The organism is Pseudomonas sp. TE31087 (assembly GCF_057284075.1).
On the sequence record NZ_JBXVNN010000001.1, the window covers coordinates 4,687,931 to 4,704,046 of the forward strand.

A 16,116-nucleotide genomic window follows, 5' to 3' on the forward strand; every position below is an offset into this window, starting at 1 on the left:
TATTTCCAACTTTTGTACGACAGTCCAACCGTGGTCCAACCCCCGTTTGACCTCTGCAACCGCTCTCTTTCACGCCGATCAAGGATAGACCATGCGCCTGCCTTTGCCGCTCGATCTGCCTGCCGCCCTCCAACCGCTGGTCGCTCGCAACCAGCAATTCCTGCGCGATGCCCTGGCAAGTCATCCTGGCCTGGCCCTGGACAGCCTGAGCGCCGAGCACCGCCGCCAGTTCGACCAGGTCGCCGCCGCCAGCGACTTCGTCCTGGCCCAGGCCCAGCGTGATCCGACGATGCTGTTCGAACTGCTGGCCAGCGGCGCGATGGACCAGGCGTTCGCGCCTGGCCAATTGCGCGCGCAGATCAACGCCGTGGCCCAGGCTGCCCAGAACGAGGACGAACTGGCGCGCAACCTGCGCCGCGAGCGCAACCGCCAGCAACTGCGCATCATCTGGCGCGACATTACCCGCCAGGCCGCGTTGCCCGAAACCTGCCGCGACCTGTCCGACCTGGCCGACGCCAGCATCGACGAAGCTTATCAATGGCTGTACCCGCGCCACTGCCAGCAGTTCGGCACGCCCATCGGCAACCGCAGCGGCCAGCCCCAGCACCTGGTGGTGCTGGGCATGGGCAAGCTGGGCGCGGTGGAGCTGAACCTGTCATCCGACATCGACCTGATCTTCGCCTTCCCCGAGGGCGGCGAAACCGAAGGGGTCAAGCGCTCGCTGGACAACCAGGAGTTCTTCACCCGCCTGGGACAGCGCCTGATCAAGGCGCTCGACCCGGTCACCGTCGACGGCTTCGTGTTCCGCGTCGACATGCGCCTGCGCCCCTATGGCTCGGCCGGCGCGCTGGTGCTCAGCTTCAATGCCCTGGAGCAGTACTACCAGGACCAGGGGCGCGACTGGGAGCGCTATGCCATGATCAAGGCGCGGGTGGTCGCCGGTGATCAGGTAGCCGGCGCGCAGTTGCAGGAGATGCTGCGGCCGTTCGTCTACCGGCGCTACCTGGACTTCTCCGCCATCGAGGCGCTGCGCACCATGAAGCAGCTGATCCAGCAGGAAGTGCGGCGCAAGGGCATGGCCGACAACATCAAGCTCGGTGCCGGCGGCATTCGCGAGGTGGAATTCATCGCCCAGGCGTTCCAGCTGATTCACGGCGGGCGCGACCTGAGCCTGCAGCAGCGGCCGTTGCTCAAGGTGCTGACCACCCTGGAAGGGCAGGGCTACCTGCCGCCGGCCGTGGTCGCCGAGCTGCGCGACGGCTATGAGTTCCTGCGCTACACCGAGCACGCGATCCAGGCCATCGCCGACCGCCAGACCCAGATGCTGCCGGACGATCCGACCGACCGCGAGCGTATCGCCTACATGCTCGGCTTTGCCGACTGGGACAGCTTCCACGGCCAATTGATGCACTGGCGTGGGCGCATCGACTGGCATTTCCGCCAGGTCATCGCCGACCCGGATGAGGACGAAACCGAAGGCGAACTGGTGGTCGGCGGCGAGTGGTCGCCGCTGTGGGAGCAGGCCCAGGATGAAGACGCGGCCTCCCGCCAGCTCGAGGAGGCCGGCTTCCGCCAGCCGGCCGAGGCCCTGCGCCGCCTGACCGCGCTGCGGGCCAGCCCGACCCTGCGCTCGATGCAGCGTATCGGTCGCGAGCGCCTGGACGCCTTCATTCCGCGGCTGCTGGCCCAGGCGGTCGAGCACGACAACCCCGACCTGGTGCTGGAGCGGGTGCTGCCATTGGTCGAGGCCGTGGCGCGGCGCTCGGCCTACCTGGTGCTGCTCACCGAGAACCCTGGTGCCCTGCGCCGCCTGCTGACCCTGTGCGCCGCCAGCCCGTGGATCGCCGAGCAGATGGCCCGCTACCCGCTGCTGCTCGACGAATTGCTCAACGAAGGCCGGTTGTTCAGCCCGCCGCTGGCGCCAGAGCTGGCCGCCGAGCTGCGCGAGCGCCTGACGCGCATTCCCGAGGACGACCTGGAGCAGCAGATGGAGGCCCTGCGCCACTTCAAGCTGGCCCACAACCTGCGCGTGGCCGCCTCGGAGATCAGCGGCAACCTGCCGTTGATGAAGGTCAGCGACTACCTGACCTGGCTGGCCGAGGCGATTCTCGACCAGGTGCTGGCCCTGGCCTGGCGCCAGACCGTGGCGCGCCACGGCCAGCCCAAGCGCAGCGACGGCAGCCTGTGCGACCCGGGCTTCATCATTGTCGGCTACGGCAAGGTCGGCGGCCTGGAGCTGGGCCATGGTTCGGACCTGGACCTGGTGTTCATCCACGATGGCGATCCGAACGCTGAAACCGACGGCGCCAAACCCATCGACAGCGCGCAGTTCTACACCCGCCTGGGCCAGCGCATCATCCACCTGCTGACCACCCAGACCAACTCCGGCCAGCTTTACGACGTGGACATGCGCCTGCGCCCCTCCGGCGCCTCGGGGCTGCTGGTCAGCTCGCTGGGCGCCTTCGAGCGCTACCAGCAGAACGAGGCCTGGACCTGGGAGCACCAGGCCCTGGTGCGGGCCCGCGTATTGGTGGGTTGCAAGCAGGTGGCCACGGCCTTCGAGGCGGTGCGGGCGCAGGTCCTCGGCCAGCCTCGCGACCTCGACAAGCTGCGCGTAGAAGTCAGCGAAATGCGCGCCAAGATGCGCGACAACCTGGGCACCAAGGCCACTGCTGCCGGCACTGCGGGCAACGCCTTCGAGGCCGGCCAGTCGTTCGATATCAAGCAGGATGCCGGCGGTATCGTGGATATCGAATTTATGGTGCAATACGCCGCTTTGGCCTGGTCCCACGACCATCCGGCCATACTGCGCTGGACCGACAACATCCGCATCCTCGAAGAGCTGGAACAGGCCGGGCTGATGTCCGCCGCCGACGCCGTGCTGCTGCGCGAGGTGTACAAGGCGTTCCGTTCGGCGTCGCACCGTCAGGCCCTGCAGAAGCAGGCCGGGGTGATCGATGCGGCGCAGTTTGTCGATGAGCGTCGTGAGGTAAGGCGGATCTGGGGTGGACTGGGTCTGACTTGAAATTGTTGGGGCCGCTGTGCGGCCCTTTCGCGGCACAAGGCCGCTCCTACAAGGGATTGCGTTCCCTGTAGGAGCGGCCTTGTGCCGCGAAAGGGCTGCAAAGCAGCCCCAAAGGTTCATGCCTCACCACCGGTGGTACACTGTCCGCCACATAGCCTGAATATAAAGAGGGGAGGCCAGGTTGTAGCGCAGCCTGCAGCCTCCCCGAATGTTTCTGGATAAAGCATGAGAATACTGATCATTGGCCCCAGCTGGGTCGGCGACATGGTGATGGCGCAGACCCTGTTCCAGTGCCTCAAACAGCAGCACCCCGACTGCGTGATCGACGTCCTGGCCCCCGAGTGGAGCCGGCCGATCCTCGAGCGCATGCCCGAGGTGCGCCAGGCCCTGAGCTTCCCGCTCGGCCACGGCGCGCTGGAGCTGGCCACGCGCCGGCGCATCGGCAAGTCGCTGGCCGGCCAGTACGACCAGGCGATCCTGCTGCCCAACTCGCTCAAGTCGGCGCTGGTGCCGTATTTCGCCGGTATCCCCAAGCGTACCGGCTGGCGCGGCGAGATGCGCTACCTGCTGCTCAACGACGTGCGCAAGCTGGACAAGGCCCGCTATCCGCTGATGATCGAGCGCTTCATGGCTCTTGCCTACGCAGCGGATGCCGAGCTGCCCAAGCCTTACCCGCGCCCGAGCCTGCAGATCGAAGCCGCCAGCCGCGAAGCGGCCCTGGCCAAGTTCGGCCTGGCGCTGGACCGTCCGGTGCTGGCGCTGTGCCCTGGCGCCGAGTTCGGTGAGGCCAAGCGCTGGCCGGCCGAGCATTACGCCGAGGTGGCCGACGCGATGATCCGCCAGGGCTGGCAGGTGTGGCTGTTCGGCTCGAAGAACGATCACCCGGTGGGCGAGCAGATCCGCGACCGGCTGATCCCCGGGCTGCGCGAGGAGTCCTGCAACCTGGCGGGTGAAACCTCGCTGGCCGAGGCCATCGACCTGATGTCCTGCGCCGATGCGGTGGTGTCCAACGACTCGGGCCTGATGCATGTGGCCGCCGCCCTCAACCGCCCGCTGGTGGCGGTGTACGGCTCGACTTCGCCGGGCTTCACCCCGCCGCTGGCCGACCAGGTGGAGGTGGTGCGCACCGGTATCGAGTGCAGCCCGTGCTTCGAGCGCACCTGCCGCTTTGGCCACTACAACTGCCTGCGCCTGCTGGAGCCGGCCAAGGTCATCGCCGCGCTGCGGGGCCTGGGCGGGCCGAACCTGATCGATACCGTGGCCGAGGTCGACTGAGTGCGGGTACTGATCATCAAGACCTCGTCGCTGGGCGATGTCATCCACACCCTGCCGGCGCTTACCGACGCCGCCCACGCCATCCCCGGCATCCGTTTCGACTGGGTGGTGGAAGAAGGCTTCGCCGAGATTCCCAGCTGGCATCCGGCGGTCGACCGGGTGATCCCGGTGGCGATCCGCCGCTGGCGCAAGAATCTCTGGCAGACGCTCAAGAGCGGCGAGTGGAAGGCGTTCAAGCAACGCCTGCGCGAACACAAGTACGACCTGGTGATCGACGCCCAGGGCCTGGTCAAGTCGGCCTGGCTGACGCGCTACGTGAAAGCGCCGGTGGCCGGCCTGGACCGTTACTCGGCCCGCGAGGGCTGGGCCAGCCGCTTCTACGACCGGCGTCTGTCGGTCGCCGTCGGCCAGCACGCCGTGGAGCGCGTGCGCCAGCTGTTCGCCCTGGCCCTGGCCTACGACCTGCCGGAAGGGCTGGGCGACTACGGCCTGGACCTCAACCGCCTGCAACTGCCGCCGGCCGCACCCTACGTGGTGTTCCTGCACGGCACCACCTGGGCCACCAAGCACTGGCCGGAGGCCTACTGGCGCGAGCTGGCCGAGCGCATGGGCCGGCGCAAGCTGCAGGTGATGCTGCCGTGGGGCAACCCGGCGGAAAAGGCCCGCGCCGAGCGCATCGCCCAAGGCTTGAACAACTGCCAGGTGCTCCCCAAGTTGAATCTGGCCGGCGTCGCCCGCGTGCTCGCGGCGGCCAAGGCCTGCGTGGCGGTGGACACCGGCCTCGGCCACCTGGCCGCTGCCCTGGATGTGCCGACCATCTCGCTGTTCGGCCCGACCAACCCTGGTCTGACTGGCGCCTACGGACGCGCCCAGATCCACCAGGCGAGCAACTTCCCCTGCGCCCCGTGCCTGCAGAAGAAGTGCACCTACAAACCGAGCGCGGAGGACCTGCGTCGGTTCGATCTCAAACGCGAGTGGCCGCTGTGCTTCACTCGCCTGAATCCCGAGCATGTGGCGGGCCGCTTGAGCGCGCTGCTGCTGGCTGAGGATGTTCGTTGATGCAACTGGCTTTTGTGCTCTACAAGTATTTCCCCTTTGGCGGGCTGCAGCGCGATTTCATGCGCATCGCCCTCGAGTGCCAGAAGCGCGGCCATCAGATCCGCGTGTACACGCTGATCTGGGAAGGTGACATTCCGCCGGGCTTCGAGGTGCTGGTGGCGCCGGTCAAGGCGCTGTTCAACCACCGCCGCAACGAGAAGCTCAGCGCCTGGATGGAAGCCGACCTGGCCAAGCGCCCGGTCGATCGCCTGATCGGTTTCAACAAGATGCCCGGCCTGGATGTCTACTACGCCGCCGACGGCTGTTTCGAGGACAAGGCCCAGACCCTGCGCGGCGGCCTGTACCGCCGCTGGGGTCGCTACCGCCATTTCGCTGAGTACGAGCGGGCGGTGTTCGCGGAGGATGCGCGTACCGAGATCCTGATGATCTCCGAGGTGCAGCAGCCGCTGTTCATCAAGCACTACGGCACCCCCGAGGCGCGCTTCCACCTGCTGCCGCCGGGCATTTCCCAGGACCGCCGCCGTCCGGCCGACGCCGCGGCCATTCGCGCTGATTTCCGCCAGGAGTTCGGCCTGGCCGACGACGAGCTGCTGCTGGTGCAGATCGGCTCGGGCTTCAAGACCAAGGGCGTGGACCGCAGCCTGAAGGCCCTGGCGGCGTTGCCGTCAGCCCTGCGCAAGCGTACCAGGCTGATGGTCATCGGCCAGGACGATCCCAAGCTGTTCCAGGTGCAGAGCACGGCGCTCGGCCTGGGCGAGCAGGTGCAGTTCCTCAAGGGGCGCAGCGATATTCCGCGTTTCCTGCTCGGTGCCGACCTGCTGATCCACCCGGCCTACAACGAGAACACCGGCACCGTGCTGCTTGAGGCGCTGGTCGCCGGCCTGCCGGTGCTGGTGTCGAAGGTTTGCGGCTATGCCCACTACATCGCCGAGGCCGATAGCGGCCTGGTGCTGGACGAGCCGTTCGAGCAGGAGCAGCTGAACCGCTACCTGCAACGCATGCTCGAAGACGCCGGGGCCCGCGCGGCCTGGTCGGACAACGGTGTGGCCTTCGCCGAGACCGCCGACCTGTACAGCATGCCGCAGCGTGCCGCCGATGTGATCCTCGGTCAGGAGACCGCATGAAGCTGATACTGGCCGAACCGTTCAAGCGCCTGTGGGCCGGGCGCGATCCCTTCGAGGCCGTCGAGGCCCTGCAGGGCGAGGTGTACCGCGAGCTGGAAGGCCGTCGCACCCTGCGCACCGAGGTCGATGGCGCGGGCTTCTTCGTCAAGATCCACCGCGGCATCGGCTGGGGCGAGATCTTCAAGAACCTGTTCAGCGCCAAGCTGCCGGTGCTCGGCGCCGGCCAGGAATGGCGGGCCATCCAGCGCCTGCATGAAGCCGGTGTGCCGACCATGACCGCAGTGGCCTACGGCGAGCGTGGCAGCAACCCGGCCACCCAGCACTCGTTCATCGTTACCGAGGAGCTGGCGCCCACCGTCAGCCTGGAAGACTTCAGCATCGACTGGGTCAAGCAGCCGCCAGCGCCGCGCCTGAAGCGCGCGCTGATCGCCGAAGTGGCGAAGATGACCGGCGGCATGCACCGCGCAGGGGTCAACCACCGCGACTGTTACATCTGCCACTTCCTGCTGCACACCGACCGCCCGGTGACGCCGGACGACTTCAAACTGTCGGTGATCGACCTGCACCGCGCCCAGACCCGGGCGAAGATCACCCGTCGCTGGCGCGACAAGGACCTGGCCGCCCTGTATTTCTCGGCCCTGGACATCGGCCTGACCCGCCGCGACAAGCTGCGCTTCCTGCGCGGCTACTTCCAGCGCCCGTTGCGCCAGGTGCTCAAGGACGAAGCCGCGCTACTCGCCTGGCTGGAGCGCAAGGCGCAGAAACTCTACGACCGCAAGCAACGTTACGGGGACGCACTCTGATGGCGAGCTGGAACCTGGCGCCCGAGTATGCGCACCTGGCGGCCGATTTCGGCAGTGTCGACGCGGTGTTCGCCATCCAGGGCGAACGCCTGACCCGCGACCCGCTGAGCGAGGTCATCCGCATCGAGCGCGATGGCGTCAACTACTACGTCAAACGCTACACCGGCGCCGGCAAGCACATGCGCCGCTACCTGGGTCGGCCGCGGGTCAAGGCCGAGTGGCAGAACCTCAAGCAGTTCGCCAAGTGGGGCATCCCCACCGCCGATGTGGTCGCCTGGGGGCTCGAGCGCCAGGGCCTGGCCTTTGGCCGCGGGGCAATGATCACCCGCGAACTGCCGCGCACCGAGGACCTCTCGGCGTTGGCCGAACGCAATGATCCGCGTCTGCGCGACAGCGCCTGGGTCGATCACGTCAGCCGCCAGCTGGCACGCCACACCCGGGTGATGCACGATCATCATTTCGCCCACAACGACCTGAAATGGCGCAACCTGCTGGTCGACGACCAGGGCACGCTATTCTTCATCGACTGCCCGACCGGCGACTTCTGGCGCGGCTTCATGCTGCGCCACAGGCTGATCAAGGATCTGGCGTGCCTGGACAAGGTGGCCAAGTACCACCTGTCGGCGACCCAGCGCCTGCGCTTCTACCTGCAATACCGCGGACACGCGCGTCTGAACGCCCGTGACAAGAAGCGCATTCGCCAGGTGCTGGGCTTTTTCGAGGGAAGGGAATGACCGATTACCTGGCCAGTGCCGACCAGGCGCTGCTGCAACGGCACGGGCTGAGCGACTTCGAGGCGCTGTGGGCCCTGCAGCTGGACGCCGTGGACGAACCCAATACCGGCCGTGGCGGCTGGAGCAGCGTGTTCCGCCTGGAGCTCGAGGGCAAGGGTTTCTACCTCAAGCGCCAGAGCGACTACTTCACCCGCAGCCTGCAGCGGCCCTTCGGCGAGCCGACCTTCGCCCGCGAGTTTCGCAACATCAGCCGCTACCAGAAGCTCGACATCCCCGCCCTGCAGGCGGTGTTCTATGGCGAGCGCAAGCAAGCTGGCGAGCACCGGGCGATCCTCATGACCCGGGCGCTGGACGAGTGGACCGACCTCGAGCAACTGCTCGGCCGTTGGGCGCAGATGGACGCGCCGCAGCGCCAGGCGATCCTCCAGGCCTGTGGGCGGCTGGCCCGCACCCTGCACGGCGCCGGGCAGATGCACGGCTGCTTCTACCCCAAGCACATCTTCCTGCGTGAGCGCCGCGAGGGCTGGCAGGCCCAGCTGATCGACCTGGAAAAGACCCGTCCGCTGCTGTTCGGCATGCGCGACCGGGTCAAGGACCTGGAGCCGTTGCTGCGCCGCGCCCGGGCCTGGGACGAAGCGGACGTGCGCGTGCTGCTGGCGGCCTACCTGGAGCAGCCGGCGGACAGCGCCCTGGTATCCACCTGGCTGCAACGCCTGACCCAACGCCGTCGTCACAAAGAGGCCCGCTGATGCGCCTGAGCGAATTGAAGGCGGCCGGGCGCAGCCCGAGCCTGCCGCTGACCGTCACCCTCGCCGACGCCGCGGGCAGCGCCGACCTGCAGCTGCTCAACCTGTTGCGCGTGCTGCCGGGCCAGCGTTATGTCGGCGCGGGTATCTGGCGTGGCACCAAGGTGCTGGCCAAGCTGCTGGTCGGCGGCAATGCCGCCCGGCACTTCCAGCGCGAGCGCGATGGTGCCCTGCTGATGGCCGAACAAGGCCTGACCACCCCACGCCTGCTGGCCGATGGCCTGAAGGAAGGCGAGGGCGGCTGGGTATTGTTCGAATACCTCGACCATGCCGAAAGCCTGGGCGACGCCTGGGCCCGGGTGGAGCAATTGCCGATGCTGGCCGACGAGCAGCACCTGGTGCTGGGCGAGGCCCTCACCGCCGTGGCGCAGATGCACGCCAAGGGCCTGTGGCAGGAGGACCTGCACCTGGACAACCTGCTGCGCCAGGACGGCCAGCTGTACCTGATCGACGGCGCCGGCATCAAGGCCGAGACCCCCGGTCAGCAGCTGTCGCGCCAGCGCGTGCTGGAAAACCTCGGGGTGTTCTTCGCCCAGTTGCCCAAACGCCTGGAGCCGTTCATCGAGGAAGCGCTGGTGCACTATGTGCTGGCCAACGCCGAGCACGCGCTGCCGCTGGAAGCGCTGCACAAGCAGGTGGACAAGGTGCGCGCCTGGCGCCTGAAGGATTACCTGGAAAAGGCCGGTCGCGAATGCACCCTGTTCAGCGTCGAGCGCAACCTGTCCGGGCTGCGAGCGATTCGCCGTAACGAAGTAGAGGCGATGCGCCCGGTGCTGGAGCAGGCCGATACGCTGATCGACCAGGGGCATCTGTACAAGACCGGTGGCGCGGCCAGCGTGGCGCGTATCGAGGTGGCCGGGCGCAAGTTGGTGCTCAAGCGCTACAACATCAAGAACACCGCCCACTGGTTCAAGCGCTTCTGGCGCCCAAGCCGGGCCTGGCATTCGTGGATCGAAGGCCACCGCCTGGGGTTTCTCGACATCGCCACGCCTCGCCCCCTGGCGGTGCTGGAGCAGCGGGTGATGGGGCTGCGCAGCACGGCCTACCTGGTAACCGAGTACGCCGACGGGCCGGACCTGATCGAATGCTTCGCGCCCTACGTGGAAAGCGGCGAGGCGCCCGACGAGCAGGTCGAGGCCCTGGCTCGGGTGATGCAGCAACTGATCCGCGAGGGTATCAGCCATGGCGACTTCAAGGGCCACAACCTGTTCTGGCAGGACGGCCAATGGTCGCTGATCGACCTTGATGCCATGTGCCAGCACGCCACCCAGCTCAGCTTCGCCCCGGCCTTCGCCCGGGACCGGGCGCGGCTGCTGCGCAACTGGCCGAGGGACAGCGCGCTGCATCAGCGGCTGGACCAGGTGTTGCCGCGGTTGGCTGATTGAATGATCAGTTGAAGCGATCCCTGTAGGAGCGGCCTTGTGTCGCGAAAGGGCTGCGAAGCAGCCCCCAGGACTCAAGAGTCGCCACATGGTCTGCTGGGGCTGCTTCGCAGCCCTTTCGCGGCACAAGGCCGCTCCTACAGGTCCCTGCTGATTCAATGAGTCATGTGCAGTTCCATGTGAGCTGCCTACCGCCGCCAGAACCCACTCAGGCCCAGGCCGGCCGAAACGCCCAGCCCCACCCAGGCCAGCATATCCCACATCCCATCCCCGAGCAGTGCGGCAAACAGCCCGGCCGCACTGAGCACGGCGATCAGCGCCGGCCAGGCGAAGATCCTGCGGGTGCTTTGCGACTTGTGGCTCATGCCCGCACCTCCCGTGCCTTGCGTTGCTTACCCCACCACAGGTACAGGCCGCTGCCCAGCACGATGATGGTCAGCACATCGAGCACGGCCCAGAGGATCTGCATCGGCCGGCCGCCGTAGTCGCCGAAGTGCAGGGGCTGCGACAGGCCCATGGCGTCCATGTACCACGGGCGTTCGCCCACGGCGGTCACCTCCAGGGTGCGCGCATCGATCAGGATCGGCGTGAACAGGTGCGAGGTCAGGTTCGTGGCGCCATTCATGAACACCGCGTAGTGGTGCTCGCTGGAGAAGCGTGTGCCGGGGAAGGCGATGAAGTCCGGGCGCATGCCAGGCGCGGCCTGTTCGGCGATCTTCAGCAGCTGCGTGGCCGGAGCGCGCTCGGTGAGCGGCGGTGCGTCACGATACGGCGCGACCATCGCCGCCAGGCTGTCGTTGCGCCAGGCGGCGATCACCAGGTCGGATAGGGCACTGATCACCCCGGTGACGCCGACCACCAGGGCCCAGGTCAGGGTGACCACGCCGATCAGGTTGTGCAGGTCCAGCCAGCGCAGGCGCCGCGACTTGTCGTGGCGGACCGTGGCGAAGCGCAGACGGCGCATGAACGGCGCGTAGAGCACGGTGCCGGAGACGATGGCGACAATGAACAGCACCCCCATGAACGCCAGCAGCAGCTTGCCGGGCAACCCGGCGAACATGTCCACGTGCAGGCGCAGCATCAGCATCATAAAGCCGCCGTTGGCTGCCGGCATGGCCACGGCCTCGCCGGTGCGCGCGTCGAGCATGAAGGTGTGCGAGTCGTCGGGATGGGTGCCGGCGGTGGCGGCCATGATCGTGACCACGCCGTTGGGCTCGTCCTCTTCGTATCCGAAGTACTGCATCACCTCGCCGGGGCGGTGCTGTTCGGCCTTGAGCACCAGCTGCTGCAGATCCAGGTGCGGGGTGTCGGCGGGCATCTCGCGCAGTTGCGGCGCGTCGCCGAGCAGGTGCTCCAGCTCGTGGTGGAAGATCAGCGGCAGGCCGGTGAGGGCGAGCAGCAACAGGAACAGCGTGCAGACCAGGCTGCTCCAGGTGTGGATCGCTGACCAGCGGCGGATGGTTTGGCTTTTCATCACGGCTCCTTACGCAATCGCGGGGCAAGTCGCATCGGCGCACCGCCGCTCCCACGCCGTTCTGTCTCGGCGTGGGAGCGGCGGTGCGCCGATGCGACTTGCCCCGCGATGGGTGTTTACCACTTGTAGGTAGCGCTGGCGACGACGCTGCGCTGGTCGCCGTAGTAGCAGTAGTAGCCGTCGCAGGTCGAGAGGTAGTCCTTGTTCAGCAGGTTGCTGGCGTTGATCGCCACCGAGGCGCCCTTGAGGCTGTTGTCCAGGCGGCCCAGGTCGTAGTGCACGGCGGCGTCGAACACCGTGTAGGCCTTGCTCTTGCCGAGCCAGGTGTTGGCTTCGTCACCGTAGCGGTTGCCGGTGTAGCGTGCGCCCAGGCCAATGCCGAAGCCGTCAAGCACACCGGTATGCCAGGTGTAGTCGGTCCACAGGGAGGCCTGCTGGTTGGGCATCTGTTGCAGGCGGTTGCCTTTGTACTGCCCTTTCTGGACTTCGGACTTGGCCAGGGTGTAGGCGGCGATCACTTTCAGGTTGTCGGTGACGTCGGAGACGGCTTCCAGCTCCAGGCCGTGGACCTTGACCTCGCCGGTCTGGCTGGAGACGGGCACCCCACCCACATTGTTGGTGACGGTCACGTTCTTCTGCTTGAGGTCGTACACTGCCGCCGACAGCAAGGTGTTGGAGCCAGGCGGTTGATACTTCACCCCCAACTCCCATTGCTGGCCTTCGGTTGGCTTGAAGGATTTCTCGATGTCAGCGCTCGAACCGCTGCTTGGCTGGAAGGACTCGGCGTAGGACAGATACGGTACAAAGCCCGAGTCGAACACGTAGCTGAGCGCCGCATTGCCGCTGAACTGCTTGTCACGCTGGGTGTTGGTGGCATTGCCCTTGTTGAGGAACGTGGTGCCGGTATGCACCCAGTCCTCACGCCCGCCCAGGGTCAGGCGCCATTTGTCGAGCGCCATCTGGTCCTGGATGTAGAGCCCGGTCTGGACGGTTTTCTGGTTGTAGTCCAGATAGGCCGAAGAGCGGTCCGGACGGGTGATCGGCAAGCCATACACCGGGTTGTTGACGTTGGTGGGCGGCACGTTGTCGCTGAAGCCATAAATGGAGAGGAAGTCGGAGTCCGTGCGCTGGTGGTCCAGGCCGATCAGCACGGTATGGCTGATATCGCCTGTGGCGAAGTCGGCCTGGAAGTTGTTGTCGAGCGCGAACTGGCTGATGTCCTCATCGACGTTGGTGGACATGCGGCTGGCATTGCCCTCGCTGTCCACCGGGCCGCCGGGTTGGTAGTAGGCACCAACGGTGAGCGTCTGGAATGACAACTCGCTCTTGGTGTAGCGCACGTTCTGGCGGAACTGCCAGACATCGTTGAAACGATGTTCGAAGGCATAGCCCAGCGCGTAATAGGTGCGGTCGTAGTATTCGTAATCCGGGTCACCCAGGTTCTTGTGGCGGGACACCTTGCCGAACGGCATGTCGATCTTGGTGCCTTGTATCGGATAGAACTGGCTGGTGGCACCGGTGTCGTCGCGGGTGAACTGGCTGAGGAAGGTCAGCGAGGTATCTTCGTCGATGTTCCAGGTCAGGCTCGGGGCGATGTTGTAGCGCTTGTTATCGATATGGTCGATCTGCGTGCCGCTGTCGCGTACCACGCCGCTGACGCCATAGAGGAACTGGCCCTGCTCATCGAGCTTGCCGGTGCTGGCGAAGTTGATCTGGCGGTGGTTGTCGCTGCCGTACTGCAGTTGGATCTCGTGGCTGCTCTCGGCCTGGGGGCGGCGGCTGACCATGTCCAGCAGACCGCCGGGCGGGGTCTGGCCATACACCGACGAGGCCGGGCCACGCAGCAGCGCAAGGCGGTCGAGGTTCCAGGTTTCGGCTTTCGGGTTGGCATACACGCCGCGGGGCAGGGGCAGGCCGTCGAGGAACTGGGTCGGCTCGAAGCCGCGCACGCGCATCCAGTCATAGCGGGTGTCGCTGCCGAAACTGGCCGAGACGATACCCGGCATGTACTTCACCGCGTCATCCAGGCTTTGCACGCCGCGGTCGCTCATCTGCTGGCGGGTGGCGACGGAAATGGAGCGTGGGACCTCGACCAGCGCGGTATCGGTCTTGGTGCCGGCGGCGGTGCGCTTGGCGGTGTAGCCTTCCACCGGGCCCCAGGCGCTCTCAAAGCTGCTGTTGGCGTTGATGTTGGTTTCCGGCAGCGCCAGGGTGCCTTCGCTCACCGCCACCAGACTGTAGCTGCCGGCGCTGCTCTGCTGCAGTTGCAGACCGGTATCGCGCAGGGCGGCCTGCAGGGCGCCGACCGCGTCGTACTGGCCACTGACCGGCGCCGATTTGCGCCCGCTGACCAGTGCCGGATCCAGCGCCAGGGCGATCCCGGCCTGGCTGGCGATCTGGTTCAGGGTGCTGGCCAGCGGTGCGCTGGGCAAGTCGTAGGCACGCAGGGCGGCCTGTTCGGCGGCGAACAGGGTGGTGCTGGCCAACGGTGCGGCCAGGCCGATGGCCAGGGCCATCAGGCTGGGGCGAAGCAAAGCATCAACGGCACGGGACATGCAGCGGCTCCTCGACGAAATAGTGCTGACTGCTTCCTTGCCGAGCGAGATTGGGAAAGTGACAGGGTCTTTTGAAAAAATATCTGACAGGGTTGGCACGAGCGGCGCTCAGCGCTATATCGCCTTGGCTTCTTCGCGGGTAAACCCGCTCCCACAGGTTTGATGCATTCCCTGTGGGAGCAACTGTCTTGCTCAATTTTTAGAATCTGGCGCGATCCCTGTGGGAGCGGGTTTACCCACGAAGGGCGGCACGCAGCGCTTATCTGGCGGAGACGGTCACCCACCACGGCGTATGCCGCTCGATCTTCACCGGCAGCGCCGGCTGCAGCGAGGCCAGGGCCAGGTCGGTGTCAGTCAGCGGGAAGCTGCCGCTCACGCGCAGGTCGGCGACCTCGTCGCTGACCCCCAGGTGGCCGCTGCGGTACTGGCCGAGCGCGGCCACCAGGTCGGCCAGGCGCACGTTGTCCACCACCAGCATGCCGCGGGTCCAGGCATCGCTGCCGACCGCCACGGAGCCGACCCGGCCCAGGCCGTCGGCGTTCATCAGTACCTGCTGGCCTTCGCGCAGCACCTGTTCGTCGCCACTGTTCTGCGGCTTGGCGGCCACCGAGGCCTGCAGCACCTCCAGGCGCGTGCCGGACTCCTCGCGCTTGACCAGGAAGCGCGTGCCCAGCGGGCGCAGGCGGCCATCCTCGGTGCGCACCAGCAGCGGACGGCTGTCCTTGTGGCCGGTTTCCACCGAGATTTCGCCACGATGCAGCACGATCAGCCGCTGCTCGCCGCGGAAATCGATGTCCACCGCGCTCTGGCTGTTCAGGCTCAGCAAGGTGCCGTCCTCCAGGCGCAGGGTGCGCAGCTCGCCGGTGCCGGTGCGCTGATCGGCCAGCCAGTAGGTCGGCGACAGGGTCGGCGCTGCGGCCCAGGTGAGCAGCCCGCCGAGCAGCAGCATGCCGGCCAGGCCGCCAAGGCGCTGGCGTAGCCCTGCCCGTGATTGCAGCAGGGTGTGGCGCACCGGGCCGGCGGCGGCGTTGACGCGCCGGTCGAGCATGCCCAGTTGCAACCAGGCGCGGGCGTGCTCCTCGTGGGCGGCGTGCCAACGCATGAATTCGTTGCGTTCGTCCGGGGTACCGCTACCTTCGTCCAGGCACAGCTTCCAGGCGATGGCCGCTTCCAGCACCTGGCTGGAAACCGGGGCCTGGTTCATGTCGGCTCTCCATAGAGGGCGACATAGCACTGGCGCAGGCCCTGGGCGAGGTACTGGCGCACGCGGGACACCGACACCCCGAGGCGCTCGGCGATCTCGGCGTGGCCCAGGCCGTCCAGGCGGTTGAACAGGAAGGCCGCGCGGGCCTTGCTCGACAGCTTGCCCAGCAGGCAGTCGATGGCCTTGAGGTCCTCAAGGATCAGGTGCTGCTGCTCGGGCGACGGGTGTTCGGCCTCGGGCAGCAGGGCCAGCTCGGCGAGGTAGGCCTGCTCGAGGGCGGCGCGGCGGAAGTGGTCGAACAGCAGGCCCTTGGCCACGGCGACCAGGAAGGCGCGGGGTTCGCGGGGGGCGTCCAGGCGCTCGCGACCGAGCAGGCGCACGAAGGTGTCCTGGCTCAGGTCTTCGGCGCGCTGACGGCAGGCGGTGCTGCGCTGCAACCAGGCCAGCAGCCAGGTGCGATGGTCGCGATACAGCGCTCCGACCAGCTCGGCATGTGGACTGTGCGCAGGCGTCAAGAAGCGATCCCCGGGAAAGAATGCGTTAACTAACGATAATTATTCGCGATTGTGGCAGAGGCGGGGGTGGTGGCGCAATTGACGCTTATCGGATTGCCAGCATGACACGGGCTGAAATCGCAAACGTTTTGCGCTTCTCTTCAGGCCATGTGCAATTCCT

13 protein-coding genes are annotated in these 16,116 nt (G+C 66.8%); 8 read left to right on the forward strand and 5 right to left on the reverse strand.

Going from position 1 to position 16,116, the window contains the following annotated elements; translation table 11 throughout:
• The first annotated feature begins 91 nt into the window (after window positions 1-91).
• The 8 genes from glnE (at window position 92) to ACZ899_RS21130 (ending at window position 10,211) form a co-directional block, all read left to right on the forward strand.
• A complete protein-coding gene (glnE, locus tag ACZ899_RS21095; RefSeq protein WP_203649787.1) occupies window positions 92-3,025 on the forward strand; it encodes a bifunctional [glutamate--ammonia ligase]-adenylyl-L-tyrosine phosphorylase/[glutamate--ammonia-ligase] adenylyltransferase in 2,934 nt (977 codons plus the stop codon).
• A 225-nt stretch (window positions 3,026-3,250) separates the two neighbouring features.
• Window positions 3,251-4,300, forward strand: coding sequence for a lipopolysaccharide heptosyltransferase II (gene waaF / locus ACZ899_RS21100; RefSeq protein ID WP_234562818.1), 1,050 nt, complete (start codon window positions 3,251-3,253; stop codon window positions 4,298-4,300).
• Window positions 4,301-5,359: a lipopolysaccharide heptosyltransferase I gene (gene waaC, locus ACZ899_RS21105; RefSeq protein WP_234562819.1), complete on the forward strand. Its 1,059-nt coding sequence runs from the start codon at window positions 4,301-4,303 to the stop codon at window positions 5,357-5,359.
• Complete coding sequence (locus ACZ899_RS21110) at window positions 5,359-6,483, forward strand: glycosyltransferase family 4 protein (protein WP_234562820.1); 1,125 nt, start codon at window positions 5,359-5,361, stop codon at window positions 6,481-6,483. Before waaC ends, ACZ899_RS21110 begins: the two co-directional genes overlap by 1 nt.
• Complete coding sequence (gene rfaP / locus ACZ899_RS21115) at window positions 6,480-7,286, forward strand: lipopolysaccharide core heptose(I) kinase RfaP (protein ID WP_234562821.1); 807 nt, start codon at window positions 6,480-6,482, stop codon at window positions 7,284-7,286. The genes ACZ899_RS21110 and rfaP overlap by 4 nt, the downstream gene beginning before the upstream one ends.
• A complete protein-coding gene (locus ACZ899_RS21120; protein WP_232855044.1) occupies window positions 7,286-8,020 on the forward strand; it encodes a lipopolysaccharide kinase InaA family protein in 735 nt (244 codons plus the stop codon). The genes rfaP and ACZ899_RS21120 overlap by 1 nt, the downstream gene beginning before the upstream one ends.
• Window positions 8,017-8,769, forward strand: coding sequence for a lipopolysaccharide kinase InaA family protein (locus ACZ899_RS21125; protein WP_203649805.1), 753 nt, complete (start codon window positions 8,017-8,019; stop codon window positions 8,767-8,769). Before ACZ899_RS21120 ends, ACZ899_RS21125 begins: the two co-directional genes overlap by 4 nt.
• Window positions 8,769-10,211, forward strand: a complete 1,443-nt coding sequence (locus ACZ899_RS21130) for a lipopolysaccharide kinase InaA family protein (protein ID WP_234562822.1) — start codon at window positions 8,769-8,771, stop codon at window positions 10,209-10,211. The genes ACZ899_RS21125 and ACZ899_RS21130 overlap by 1 nt, the downstream gene beginning before the upstream one ends.
• A 185-nt stretch (window positions 10,212-10,396) precedes the next feature.
• Here the strand turns inward: ACZ899_RS21130 and ACZ899_RS21135 are convergent, their stop codons facing one another.
• The 5 genes from ACZ899_RS21135 to ACZ899_RS21155 all read right to left on the reverse strand — a co-directional run bounded on the left by ACZ899_RS21135 (window position 10,397) and on the right by ACZ899_RS21155 (window position 15,956).
• Window positions 10,397-10,573, reverse strand: a complete 177-nt coding sequence (locus tag ACZ899_RS21135; RefSeq protein ID WP_232855045.1) for a DUF4175 domain-containing protein — start codon at window positions 10,571-10,573, stop codon at window positions 10,397-10,399.
• Window positions 10,570-11,682 (reverse strand): PepSY-associated TM helix domain-containing protein, encoded by a 1,113-nt coding sequence (locus ACZ899_RS21140; RefSeq protein ID WP_234562823.1) that lies wholly within the window; start codon window positions 11,680-11,682, stop codon window positions 10,570-10,572. Before ACZ899_RS21140 ends, ACZ899_RS21135 begins: the two co-directional genes overlap by 4 nt.
• A 116-nt stretch (window positions 11,683-11,798) precedes the next feature.
• Window positions 11,799-14,237: a TonB-dependent siderophore receptor gene (locus ACZ899_RS21145; RefSeq protein WP_234562729.1), complete on the reverse strand. Its 2,439-nt coding sequence runs from the start codon at window positions 14,235-14,237 to the stop codon at window positions 11,799-11,801.
• 259 nt (window positions 14,238-14,496) lie between these two features.
• Window positions 14,497-15,441 carry a FecR domain-containing protein gene (locus tag ACZ899_RS21150; RefSeq protein WP_234562728.1) on the reverse strand — a complete coding sequence of 315 codons (945 nt, stop codon included), beginning with the start codon at window positions 15,439-15,441 and terminating at the stop codon, window positions 14,497-14,499.
• The gene (locus ACZ899_RS21155) at window positions 15,438-15,956 is read right to left on the reverse strand and encodes an RNA polymerase sigma factor (RefSeq protein ID WP_234562727.1); all 519 of its coding nucleotides are present in this window, start codon (window positions 15,954-15,956) and stop codon (window positions 15,438-15,440) included. The genes ACZ899_RS21150 and ACZ899_RS21155 overlap by 4 nt, the downstream gene beginning before the upstream one ends.
• Window positions 15,957-16,116: the final 160 nt, after the last annotated feature.

What these genes read in the sequence shown, in the direction of transcription:
- glnE (WP_203649787.1), top strand. Translation starts at nt 92, where the DNA reads ATGCGCCTGCCTTTGCCGCTCGATCTGCCTGCCGCCCTCCAACCGCTG.
- waaF (WP_234562818.1), top strand. Translation starts at nt 3,251, where the DNA reads ATGAGAATACTGATCATTGGCCCCAGCTGGGTCGGCGACATGGTGATG.
- ACZ899_RS21110 (WP_234562820.1), top strand. Translation starts at nt 5,359, where the DNA reads ATGCAACTGGCTTTTGTGCTCTACAAGTATTTCCCCTTTGGCGGGCTG.
- rfaP (WP_234562821.1), top strand. Translation starts at nt 6,480, where the DNA reads ATGAAGCTGATACTGGCCGAACCGTTCAAGCGCCTGTGGGCCGGGCGC.
- ACZ899_RS21120 (WP_232855044.1), top strand. Translation starts at nt 7,286, where the DNA reads ATGGCGAGCTGGAACCTGGCGCCCGAGTATGCGCACCTGGCGGCCGAT.
- ACZ899_RS21125 (WP_203649805.1), top strand. Translation starts at nt 8,017, where the DNA reads ATGACCGATTACCTGGCCAGTGCCGACCAGGCGCTGCTGCAACGGCAC.
- ACZ899_RS21130 (WP_234562822.1), top strand. Translation starts at nt 8,769, where the DNA reads ATGCGCCTGAGCGAATTGAAGGCGGCCGGGCGCAGCCCGAGCCTGCCG.
- ACZ899_RS21135 (WP_232855045.1), bottom strand. Translation starts at nt 10,573, where the DNA reads ATGAGCCACAAGTCGCAAAGCACCCGCAGGATCTTCGCCTGGCCGGCG.
- ACZ899_RS21140 (WP_234562823.1), bottom strand. Translation starts at nt 11,682, where the DNA reads ATGAAAAGCCAAACCATCCGCCGCTGGTCAGCGATCCACACCTGGAGC.
- ACZ899_RS21145 (WP_234562729.1), bottom strand. Translation starts at nt 14,237, where the DNA reads ATGTCCCGTGCCGTTGATGCTTTGCTTCGCCCCAGCCTGATGGCCCTG.
- ACZ899_RS21150 (WP_234562728.1), bottom strand. Translation starts at nt 15,441, where the DNA reads ATGAACCAGGCCCCGGTTTCCAGCCAGGTGCTGGAAGCGGCCATCGCC.